The sequence below is a fragment of the Methylobacterium sp. GC_Met_2 genome (assembly GCF_026540795.1).
Lineage (GTDB): Bacteria > Pseudomonadota > Alphaproteobacteria > Rhizobiales > Beijerinckiaceae > Methylobacterium.
In genome coordinates this window covers 1-9,800 of record NZ_JALNUM010000170.1, presented here as the reverse complement: position 1 = coordinate 9,800, position 9,800 = coordinate 1, and the positions used below count along the sequence as shown (strand labels likewise).

The window sequence follows — 9,800 nt, the reverse complement described above, 5'->3', positions numbered from 1 at the left end:
GTGAGAGCGATCCGCTTCGGTACAGAGCTTTCAGCCGCGTCACGCGATCAATCTCACCAAGCCGCTCCCTCGGCCTTCCCGACCCGCTGCGTGGATTCTGACCGACCGACGAACCGTGCTTGTCTCAGGGCGGATCGGGCGCATTTGCGCGGAGGCGCAGACCCGCAGCGGAGCGCGTGCCGTCGTCAGGCACCCGCCCTATCGGATCACCGGCACGCGGTAAACAAGCTGCGTGGCCATCGGACGGCCACCGGCGCCGCTTCGTCGCACCGGGCCGGGACGCGCGATCCTCAGCCGTCGAGGCCGAGCATCAGCCCGATATTCTGCACCGCCGCCCCGGAGGCGCCCTTGCCGAGATTGTCCAGGCGCGCCACCAGCACCGCCTGCCCGTGCTCGGACGAGCCGAACACACGCAGCTCCAGCCGGTCGGTGTCGTTGAGCGCCTCCGGCTCGATCGTCTCGCCCTGCGCCCCCGAGGCGGCGCCCGGCACGACCTGTACCAGCGGCCGGTCGGCGTACCAGTCGCGGAGCGCAGCTTCCAGATCGGCGGAAGCGGGCTTGCCCGGCAGCGCGTCCAGATGGAGCGGGATGCTCACCAGCATGCCCTGCCGGAAATTGCCCACGGACGGCACGAAGATCGGCCGCCGGGCGAGCCCGCTGTAGCGCTGCAGCTCCGGCACGTGCTTGTGGGCGAAGCCGAGGCCGTAGAGCAGGAACGGCGCCGCCGTGCCCTGCTCATAGGCTTCGATCATGCTCTTGCCGCCGCCGCTGTAGCCGCTGACCGCGTTGACGCTGATCGGATGATCGGCCGGGATCAGACCGCCCTCCACGAGGGGCCGCAGGAGCGCGATGCCCCCGGTCGGATAGCAGCCAGGATTGGCCACCCGCCGGGCGCGGGCGATCGCGGCGCCCTGCTCCCGGGTCATCTCCGGGAAGCCGTAGCTCCAGCCTTCGGCCACGCGATGGGCGGTGCTGGCGTCGAGCACGCGGGGTCCGCCGCCCGGCAGGCTGTCGGCGAGCGCCACCGTCGCCTTGGCGGCCTCGTCGGGCAGGCACAGCACGACGAGGTCGACCGCGGCGAGCAGCGCGCGCTTGGCCTCCGGATCCTTCCGGTGCTCGGGCGCGATGCTGCGCAGGGCGACCCGCCCGTCGCGCTCCAGGCGCTCGCGGATGCCGAGACCGGTCGTGCCGGCCTCGCCGTCGATGAACACGGTGGGCTTCGTCGCGCCTTCGCCAGACATCGTCCGTCTCGCTTTCTCAAAGGGGCCGTGCCGCCCGCCTCGGGCACCGCGGCCGGGGATCAGGTGCGCGCGGTGCGACAGCCTGTCAACGGCCATGCGCCGGGCTCGAAACGCAAAGAGGGCGGCCCCCGCAGGAACCGCCCTCTCCGTGACACCGGTATGACCGGATGTCTTAACGCTTGGAGAACTGGAAGCTGCGGCGGGCCTTCTTGCGGCCGTACTTCTTACGCTCGACCACGCGGGCGTCGCGGGTCAGGAAGCCTTCGCGCTTCAGCGGCGCGCGCAGCTCCGGCTCGTAGTAGGTCAGCGCCTTCGAGAGGCCGTGACGCACCGCGCCAGCCTGACCCGAGAGGCCACCGCCCGCCACCGTGACGTTGATGTCGTACTGGTCGATACGGCCGGCGATCTCCAGCGGCTGGCGCAGGATCATGCGCAGCACCGGCCGGGCGAAGTACACCTCCACCGGGCGCTTGTTGATCGTGACCGTGCCGTTGCCGGGCTTGATCCAGACGCGGGCGACCGCGTCCTTACGCTTGCCGGTGGCGTAGGCCCGACCCTGGGCGTCCAGCTTCTGGACGTGGACGGGGGCCTCGTTGGCGGGGTCGGCCGCGCCGGTATTCGCCCGGTTGAGGTCGGCGAGGGACTGCAGGGTCGCCATGATCAAGCGCTCACGTTCTTGCGGTTGAGGGCGCCGACGTCGAGCGCCTGCGGCTGCTGGGCGACGTGCGGGTGCTCGGCGCCCTTGTAGACGCGGAGGTTGCCGAGGATCTGGCGGAAGAGCGGGCCGCGGGGCAGCATGCGCTCGACGGCCTTCTCGACCACACGCTCGGGAAAGCGCCCTTCGAGGATGAACTTGGCCGTGCGCTCCTTGATCCCGCCCGGATAGCCGGTGTGGTAGTAGTAGCGCTTCTGGACGTACTTGCGGCCGGTGAACTTCACCTTGTCCGCGTTGACGACGATGACATGGTCGCCGCAATCGACGTGGGGCGTGTAGGCGGCCTTGTGCTTGCCGCGCAGGCGCATCGCCACGATCGACGCCAGACGGCCCACAACGAGGCCCTCCGCGTCGATCACGATCCACTTCTTGTCGACCTCGGCGGGCTTCAGCGAGGTGGTCTTCATAGCCAAATCCCAGGGGTTCCGACGCATCCGACCCCGACCGGCGGGGCCGTCAGGCATCGGGGTGCCGAAAAAGGAGCCGCCGCGTGGGGGGCACGCGGCGGCGGTAGCGGGTGCATAGCCGGACGCGCATGCCGGGTCAACACGGAACTGATTTTTTCTCGAAAATCCAACTCTCCGAGTGGGTTAGCGGATGCGGTATCGGGATACCTCATTCACTCGCTGCGTCGGCCGCGCTCGGCGATGGTGAGCTTCTGGACACCCTTGGCGGCGAGCACCGGCTTGCGCGCGGTGAGGATCCGGGAATTCACCCCCGTCCAGCCGATCTCGCCCGAGAGCCGCCCGTACTCGATCTTGGGACAGCGGTTCATGATCACCGTGAGGCCCTGGGCCTCGGCCCGGGCAGCGGCTGCGTCGTCGCGCACGCCGAGCTGCATCCAGATGATTCTGGGCAGGGGCGAGAGCGCCAGTGCCTCGTCGACCAGCGGGCCCGCAGCGGCGGAGTTGCGAAAGATCTCGACTATGTCGATCGGCTGGCCGCCCAGGGAGGCCTGCGCCTCGGCGAGCGTCGCCGCGACCCGGCGGCCGAGCAGATCCTGGCCGGCGAGGCCGGGATTGACCGGGATCACCGCGTAGCCCCGGGCGAGCAGGTATTTCATCACGATCCAGCTCGGGCGAGCGGGGTTTGCCGAGGCGCCCACCAGCGCGATCGTGCGCGTATCGTTCAGGATCGCACGGATCCGCGCGTCGGGGTAGCGCGCATGCCGGTCGGCAACCGCGCCGGGTTCGTCGCCTGTCGCTTGCATGGCGTGCCTCCTCCGCTGGACGGAACACGCAAAACGTCTTCGCTGCCGATATCGTGTACTCAACTTATGCGTTTCTAGCAATCCGAGGCCAGATCAACGAGAATGCATTGCGTCACGCGACCTTTTGAAAAGGTGACCGCACGATGTTTTCGGCGTTCAGTACGTACATATTCCGCAATTACTCTAAAAATTCGGATCGCACGAGGCTGTCGAGCGAACTATCCGCAACCAGTCTGTCGTCGACGAATAAGGCCAATGGATCGGTCGCGGCCAACGGCAAGGCAAACGCGAAGGAGTCCTTTGGCCAAGTCACCGTCAGGGCAAGAGCTTTTCTCGACGGCGCTTATATCCGGCTCAACAAAACGGCGGACAGGCATACGACCGAACATGAATGGCGCGACGTCATCAATATCGGTAAGCTGGATAGACGTGCGCTCTACGCAATCAGGACCAACCACGGCGGCTTGTTCTCGGAGGCCGAGATCAAGGCCGCGACCTTGCCCGTCGAGGATTTGCTTGCAGCGGCGAGTGCCGCCGCCGACCCGAGGGGTAAAGATCCGGCCGCCGCGTTCAAGGCGTCGATCGGCGTTCTGGATGGCGCCTCCACCGAAGAGAAGGTGTCCCTGTCCTGGATAACCGCGCGCGCCAAAGCGCAATGGAGTTACGAAAACGCGATGCGCGAAACGCATCCCGGGCGCATTCCGGTCACTGTCGAGACGAGCAATCCTGTCGTCGATTTGTTCGTCAAAGCGTGGCGCGAGTTTGCCTCGAGCAAGTATAATAGCCTGGACAGTGTCGAAGACACGCCATCGTGGTCGAAGGCCATGTCGCTCTGGCGCATCCAAGAAAGCAAACGTGCGGATCCGAAGGCCATGGGGTCTCTTTGACGCGCGTTCAGCATCAATGCCGCGACTGGAGCGCTCGATCGTACGGCTGCTGCGCTGTCTGAGCACGCTACAGCCGCCAGACCTCGAAGCCCAGTCGCGCGAAGGTGGCCCGGTCGTGGAGCGCCTTCACGTCCACCACCAGACCCCCGGGCCGCAGCCGCGCGGTGATCGCCGCTGGCCCCAGAGCGGCATAATCCTGATGCGGGACGGCGATCACCACCGCGTCGGCCGCGTCGGGCAGGTCGTGCCACGCGACCAGCGCGATCCCGTACTCGGCCCGGGCCTCCGCGGCGCTGGCGCGGGGATCGTGGACCGCGACGGAGCAGCCGAATTCTTCCAACTCCCGGACGAGGTCGGCGACCTTGGAGTTGCGCAGGTCCGCGCAATTCTCCTTGAAGGTCAGGCCGAGCACGATGATACGGCCTCCGCCCGGCCCCCCGCCCCCGCGGACGATCCGTTTGACCGTCCCGCGGGCGACGTGGGCGGCCATGCTGTCGTTGATGCGCCGCCCGGCCAGGATCACCTGCGGGTTGTAGCCTATCATCGCGGCCTTGTGGGTGAGGTAGTAGGGATCGACCCCGATGCAGTGGCCGCCGACGAGACCCGGGCGGAACGGCAGGAAATTCCACTTGGTGCCGGCCGCCTCGAGCACCTCCAGCGTGTCGAGGCCGAGCTTGTCGAAGATCAGCGACAGCTCGTTCATCAGGGCGATGTTGAGGTCGCGCTGGGTGTTCTCGATCACCTTGGCGGCCTCCGCGACCCGGATGGACGTGGCAGCGTGGATGCCCGCCTCGATGATCGAGCCGTAGAGCGCCCTCAGCCGTGCCAACGTCTCAGGGGTGTCGCCCGAGACGATCTTCACCACCCGGGTGAGGTTGTGCTCCCGGTCGCCCGGGTTGATCCGCTCCGGTGAGTAGCCGACGAAGAAATCCGTTTTCCAGCGCAGGCCGGAGGATTGCTCCAGGACGGGGATGCAGATCTCCTCGGTCGCGCCGGGATAGACGGTGGATTCGAACACCACGGTCGTTCCCGGCCGCATGTGCTGCCCGACCAGCGCGGCAGCCTGGATCAGCAGGTCGAAATCCGGCCGCTGGGCCGCATCGACGGGGGTCGGGACCGTGACGATGATGACGTCGACCGCCGACAGTGCGGCGGGATCGTCGGTGATCGTGAGGTGCCGGGCGGACTCGAACGTCGCCGCGTCGACCTCGCCCGCGGGGTCGCGGCCGGCGCGGTAGGCCGCCACCTTGCCGGCGGACCGCTCGTAGCCGATCGTTGTCCGCATTCGGCCGAAGGCGAGGGCCAAGGGGAGCCCGACATAGCCCAGGCCGACGACTGCCACGCTCTCCGCCACGCCGCATCCCTCAGCGGACGCCAGAAGCTCCAATCACCGTGCCGCCCGCCCGGCGCGTATAGGGGGGGGACGGGCCCGCGTCGATCCGAATCACGGACGATGGCGGTGGGCTGCCCCATCGTCCGCGATGCCCGCATGCCTGGGGCGCCCGCCCGGCGCCCGCCTTCTCAACTGTCCGTCTCGACGTGCTCATCCCATTCGATCCGGCGTGGCCGGATCGCCGGCACGGCTGCGCCAATGCCGATCCGGACCGCCGTTCCCACGATGGCGATCGCGGCGCAGATGAGGAGGATGGTGTCGAGCACGGTGTTTCAGATCAGAGATCGGCCGGCACGATGATGCCGGGCGGCGCGCTGGCGGGCGCGCGTGTTGTGGAGGCGCCGCATCTGTTCATGAAGGAGAAGATCCTCGTGCACCGGATGAACGGCCGTCACGGAGCGAAGCGGGGCTTCCGAGCGGTCATCGCCCTGGAGATAGACTGGTTTCATCGCCGCCCTCCTCAGTAGTCTCTACGCATGAGCTTAGCCATTTGTAGATCAATTGCAACCCTACCTGCCGAATAGGCCGGGCGGATCGCGGAGCAGGCTCGGTGCAGCGGACCGTGACGGGTCTGAACGTGCGGGCGCCGAACTGCAACAGGCACGCGCTTTTTCGTCGTGCCGGCCGCCGCGGGGCGCGGTGATCCGTTCCGCAGCTTCGGGCTCCGCGGGCGATGCTGCTTGCCCAGCCCTTTCGGCGCTACCGCCTGGGACGGAACCTTCCGATTGCGGTGCGGATGCTGCAACATCCGATCGAAGCTTGTCCTTCATCCGAAGTGCTAAGACATGTGTTACGTGCAAACCTTCCCGTTAACCGGTTCTTAACGCTTTGATCCTATCTCGTAGATGAGGGCCGACCGCTGGGGTCTGCTCCCTCTATCGGGCGAAATTCCGATGCTCTTCGTAGTCGCGGCAGCGCTCGGTGGCGGCGTGGCGACGGCCGCCCTTCTGGGTCCGATCAGTCCGCTTGCGGCGCTGATCACTGCACCGTTCATCGCCAGCGCGACCGCCCTCCTGGCCAGCTTCGCGGTGGCATGGAGCCGAAGCCGCAACGGATCGGCGAATCAGGTCTCCGACGTGCAGACCGACGCGATGGTGGCGGCGCTTCGGACGTTGGCCGAGCAGGCCAAGCCTGCCGCTCCGGCCCCCCGGACCTCCGCCGAGCATCACCGGGTCGCTTGAAGCGCAAGAGCGCGTCGCAGCAAAGACTTGGCATCACCAGTTGCGGGACTCGCCCGATCGCCGCGCGACTCCGGTTACGGACGCGCGACGATCGTGCCCGGGCCGCCGACGTCCGCTCCGATCACCTGCCCGGTCACGGCGCGGCTACGGAAGCCGTCCGTTCCCCATGGCGCGGCATGCGCGCGCCCATCGCGCGGACATAGGCGGCACGCGCCATCAGGCGCTCGGCCAATGCGCTGCCCGGATGCCGGCATGCCAGTGCGCGGGCCGTATCTTCCATCGTCTCCGGCTCGACCCCCCACTGGAGCTGATCTTCCGCGGAGACGAGTAATCTCCAGAACGGGATGAATTCGTCCGACATTGGCACAGATTCCCGGGTGACTGTTGTACTGCCGGGTTCATTGCAAATATCGCTGCTATCGTCGGGTGTCCCGCCGCGGGTGGACCCGACTCGGGACGGGCAGCCGAAACGCTCAAGCCGGCGCGGATCAGGCGGCCAGCGCGAACGTGGCGCCCGCGAAGCCGAGACCGGCGAGGAACAGGCTCCCGCCCATCACCTCGAGGAGGGCGCGGTAGCGCGGGGACCACAGGGACGCGGCCGCCATGCAGGCGCCGGCGACGACACAGAATATGCCAAACGACATCATGGTGGCCTCCGCAGTTTACCGCACCTCGACAATTACGGTTGCGAATAGACCCGGTTCCAGCGCGCGCAGATTGTCGACAGCTTAATCCGCCCATCTTGCAGGCGGCGCGGTCTCCGCTCAACCGGAGCAGGTCGGCCACGTCGCACATGGCGTTGATCGTCTTCATCCCGAGAACGGCGGTGATCGGCCGGGAGGACCTGTCCGCCTCGAGGACGGGCGTCATCGGGGCGTCGGCGGTTCGCGAGCGCCGTATCGATCAGAAGGATCTCCACGATGGCGGCGCAGGCTGGTTCGAGCCAGTGCGGCGAAACGATCTGAATCGATCTGTTTCTCGGCACGATCCGGCGGCCCGATCTGGTCCCGACGCGCCGCCCGGCCTCTGAATGCGGCCCGTCCTTCAGACGGCCCATGGCTCGGGGATGATGTCCACAGCGCGGCAGATATGACGCATGTTAGGGACCGGTCGTGGGCATTATGCGAGGCTTATGATCAGTCTTCGTGTGTGCGTAGAGAACGACATGATTGAGGATACACCACGGGTCGCCAAGGAATTCCACGTCGGCGCGCGCGGTGACCGATATGCGTTGACGCGAGATCTGAAAACCGGTCAGCCCTACGTGCTGCACCGTCCCGGCGAGGACGTGCCGGAGGTTCAACTCGACCTTGGCTCGTTCCTCGTGCTGTTCCGCGGGCAGGAAAGGGACGACCTCCTGCACCTGATCGCGTCGCTGCTGCCGGACGACGAATCCGCGGTCGAAGCGCATGCCGATCCCGTCCGGCCGGCTCGGTTCATGGCGCGCTGGCTGCCGAATCGGCAGGACTGATCGGTCAGGATCCGGATAGCGCGACCACGACAGGGACGAGCGAGCCGCGTGCGATCGGCGCGAACAGGACCAGGACCGAGGCCGGGACGATGCGCGTGACGGCGGCGTTCTCCTGCCGCTCGGCCTGCGGACCCGGTCGCCGCGACGGCTCCCGCTGAGGGGGATGGATCGGTTCTCGGGCAGGACGAGCACCGGTGCCCTTTCGAAGCGTGTGCCGCGGTGTGACTCCGCCACCCCACGCGCGCAGTTGTGTCGTCACCGCGACGATCGCCCGCTGCCCAATCGCGTCCTGCCGCGTTGTCCCACCCGAAACGCAGGAGACAGCGCATGGCCTACGTGACGATCGAGAAGGACGGCGAGCCCTGGATGCTCTGCCATTCGACCCATGCGGGCGAGATCGAGCGGCAGATCGAGACCGCCCGGGCGGAGGCGCCGACGGCGACCTTCACGCAGCGACCCTCGACCCCGATCGAGAGCCAGCACTGCGCGGACGCCATGGATGCGCAGGAGGGCGTGGCCGAGGACCCGTTCAAGTTCTTCGCCTACCAAGTCGTCGATGACTCGATCGCCTGAAGGGTGCGCCGGCGTGACGGCCGGCGTCCGCTGAATGCGCTCTCCGCCGCAGTGACACCGGTTCGGCGCGCGCGAGAACGTTGAAACGAGGGCTTAGGGCCGCGCCGAACAGGCCGTGGCCCTTCCGAGGCGGGCGTTCGACCGCGCCCGCCGTGGCGGCGGAATCTGACGCTGGCCCTGATGCGGCCCATTCGCATCGCGGCTGGGTCTGGGCGATCGAGGCGGGTGAGGAGGGCGCGCTCTGCGCGTCGCCCGCCCCGGCGCCTCAGCCGAGCCGGTGCAGGACGCACAGCTTGTTTCCGTCCGGATCCCGCAGGTAGGCGAGGTACAGGCGGCCGGCGGGGCCGTTGCGCTCACCCGGCGGATCTTCGATCGCGCTCCCGCCATGCGCCGTTCCGGCCTTGTGCCAAGCGTCGGCTTGCTCCGGCGACTCGACATCGAAACCGATGGTGCTGCCGTTGCCTGCGGTCGCAGCGCGTTCATCGATCGGCTTGCTGATCAGGAAGATCGCGCCCCGATGCATGTAGACCACGCGGCCCAGGGGATCTTCCATGCCCGGTTGGCCGTCCATCGCCGCGAACAGGGCATCATAAAAGGCCTTCGACCGGGCCATGTCATTGGTGCCGACCATCATGTGGCTGAACACAGGCCATCTCCTCCACTGGGAGTCGCCTCAGCTAGCCGGGCGGGGCGCAAGGTCAACCAGCCGCTTCGACATGAGGAAGGCCGCCCCTGCGGCGTTCTCGCGATCTGGATGTCTTCATCGCGACGGCGATGAGGCTGCGTGCGCGTCGGTTTCCGACGCTTCGGCCGCACGGACGGAACGATCATCACGCTCGTCGTTGCCGGACCATCATTCAAGACTTCCACGCCCACCCGTGTTGAGCGGAGGATCGTGTGGGCGTGGAAGGTCAGCTTTCAGCTGGTCGGGTCCGAATGCGCGCGTCTGGTTAACGGTTCGTTACCGATGGCGCAGCGGGGATGTCCTGATGTCGGTGGCGGCTGATGGCGCGTGGGCTGCGGTCAGTCCAAAGCGGCCATTAGAGCGCTCTCCGACGAAGTGGACACCGGTTGGGCGCAAGAAAGCGCGTCACAACAAGGGCTTAGAGCCGCGCGCGATTGCAACGCG

Annotated in this window: 15 protein-coding genes; 6 read left to right on the top strand and 9 right to left on the bottom strand. The window is 67.3% G+C overall.

Annotated elements, in window-relative coordinates; translation table 11 throughout:
• Positions 1 to 290 precede the first annotated feature (290 nt).
• The 4 genes from argC to OXS49_RS31295 form a co-directional block, all read right to left on the bottom strand.
• Complete coding sequence (argC, locus tag OXS49_RS31310; RefSeq protein WP_267428473.1) at positions 291 to 1,241, bottom strand: N-acetyl-gamma-glutamyl-phosphate reductase; 951 nt, start codon at positions 1,239 to 1,241, stop codon at positions 291 to 293.
• Between the two features lie 172 nt (positions 1,242 to 1,413).
• On the bottom strand, positions 1,414 to 1,899 hold the full coding sequence (gene rpsI / locus OXS49_RS31305) for a 30S ribosomal protein S9 (RefSeq protein WP_243918978.1): 486 nt from the start codon (positions 1,897 to 1,899) through the stop codon (positions 1,414 to 1,416).
• 2 nt (positions 1,900 to 1,901) lie between these two features.
• Complete coding sequence (gene rplM, locus OXS49_RS31300; RefSeq protein WP_007565855.1) at positions 1,902 to 2,363, bottom strand: 50S ribosomal protein L13; 462 nt, start codon at positions 2,361 to 2,363, stop codon at positions 1,902 to 1,904.
• A gap of 212 nt (positions 2,364 to 2,575) precedes the next feature.
• A complete protein-coding gene (locus OXS49_RS31295) occupies positions 2,576 to 3,166 on the bottom strand; it encodes a CoA-binding protein (protein ID WP_267428472.1) in 591 nt (196 codons plus the stop codon).
• Between the two features lie 143 nt (positions 3,167 to 3,309).
• On the opposite strand from OXS49_RS31295, the gene OXS49_RS31290 reads away from it, so the two are divergent.
• Positions 3,310 to 4,053 carry a hypothetical protein gene (locus OXS49_RS31290; RefSeq protein WP_267428471.1) on the top strand — a complete coding sequence of 248 codons (744 nt, stop codon included), beginning with the start codon at positions 3,310 to 3,312 and terminating at the stop codon, positions 4,051 to 4,053.
• A gap of 67 nt (positions 4,054 to 4,120) precedes the next feature.
• Here OXS49_RS31290 and OXS49_RS31285 read toward each other — a convergent pair whose 3' ends face one another.
• Together OXS49_RS31285 and OXS49_RS31280 are read right to left on the bottom strand one after the other, a co-directional pair.
• Positions 4,121 to 5,407: a nucleotide sugar dehydrogenase gene (locus tag OXS49_RS31285; RefSeq protein WP_267428470.1), complete on the bottom strand. Its 1,287-nt coding sequence runs from the start codon at positions 5,405 to 5,407 to the stop codon at positions 4,121 to 4,123.
• 167 nt (positions 5,408 to 5,574) lie between these two features.
• On the bottom strand, positions 5,575 to 5,712 hold the full coding sequence (locus OXS49_RS31280; RefSeq protein ID WP_244000457.1) for a hypothetical protein: 138 nt from the start codon (positions 5,710 to 5,712) through the stop codon (positions 5,575 to 5,577).
• A 30-nt stretch (positions 5,713 to 5,742) separates the two neighbouring features.
• On the opposite strand from OXS49_RS31280, the gene OXS49_RS31275 reads away from it, so the two are divergent.
• Both OXS49_RS31275 and OXS49_RS31270 read left to right on the top strand, forming a co-directional pair.
• On the top strand, positions 5,743 to 5,913 hold the full coding sequence (locus OXS49_RS31275; protein WP_267428469.1) for a hypothetical protein: 171 nt from the start codon (positions 5,743 to 5,745) through the stop codon (positions 5,911 to 5,913).
• A gap of 426 nt (positions 5,914 to 6,339) precedes the next feature.
• On the top strand, positions 6,340 to 6,627 hold the full coding sequence (locus OXS49_RS31270) for a hypothetical protein (RefSeq protein WP_244000454.1): 288 nt from the start codon (positions 6,340 to 6,342) through the stop codon (positions 6,625 to 6,627).
• Between the two features lie 133 nt (positions 6,628 to 6,760).
• Here the strand turns inward: OXS49_RS31270 and OXS49_RS31265 are convergent, their stop codons facing one another.
• Both OXS49_RS31265 and OXS49_RS31260 read right to left on the bottom strand, forming a co-directional pair.
• Complete coding sequence (locus OXS49_RS31265) at positions 6,761 to 6,988, bottom strand: hypothetical protein (RefSeq protein WP_244000452.1); 228 nt, start codon at positions 6,986 to 6,988, stop codon at positions 6,761 to 6,763.
• A 127-nt stretch (positions 6,989 to 7,115) separates the two neighbouring features.
• Positions 7,116 to 7,274, bottom strand: coding sequence for a hypothetical protein (locus OXS49_RS31260; RefSeq protein WP_267428468.1), 159 nt, complete (start codon positions 7,272 to 7,274; stop codon positions 7,116 to 7,118).
• A gap of 146 nt (positions 7,275 to 7,420) precedes the next feature.
• Between OXS49_RS31260 and OXS49_RS31255 the strand changes: the two genes are divergently transcribed.
• From OXS49_RS31255 to OXS49_RS31245, 3 genes are all read left to right on the top strand, one after another.
• The gene (locus OXS49_RS31255; protein WP_267428467.1) at positions 7,421 to 7,657 is read left to right on the top strand and encodes a hypothetical protein; all 237 of its coding nucleotides are present in this window, start codon (positions 7,421 to 7,423) and stop codon (positions 7,655 to 7,657) included.
• A gap of 135 nt (positions 7,658 to 7,792) precedes the next feature.
• Positions 7,793 to 8,098 carry a hypothetical protein gene (locus tag OXS49_RS31250; protein ID WP_267428466.1) on the top strand — a complete coding sequence of 102 codons (306 nt, stop codon included), beginning with the start codon at positions 7,793 to 7,795 and terminating at the stop codon, positions 8,096 to 8,098.
• A gap of 327 nt (positions 8,099 to 8,425) precedes the next feature.
• Positions 8,426 to 8,671, top strand: coding sequence for a hypothetical protein (locus tag OXS49_RS31245; RefSeq protein ID WP_244000446.1), 246 nt, complete (start codon positions 8,426 to 8,428; stop codon positions 8,669 to 8,671).
• Positions 8,672 to 8,936: 265 nt separating this feature from the next.
• Here OXS49_RS31245 and OXS49_RS31240 read toward each other — a convergent pair whose 3' ends face one another.
• Entirely contained in the window at positions 8,937 to 9,317 is a 381-nt protein-coding gene (locus OXS49_RS31240; RefSeq protein ID WP_267428465.1) for a VOC family protein, read from the bottom strand.
• Between the last annotated feature and the right edge of the window lie 483 nt (positions 9,318 to 9,800).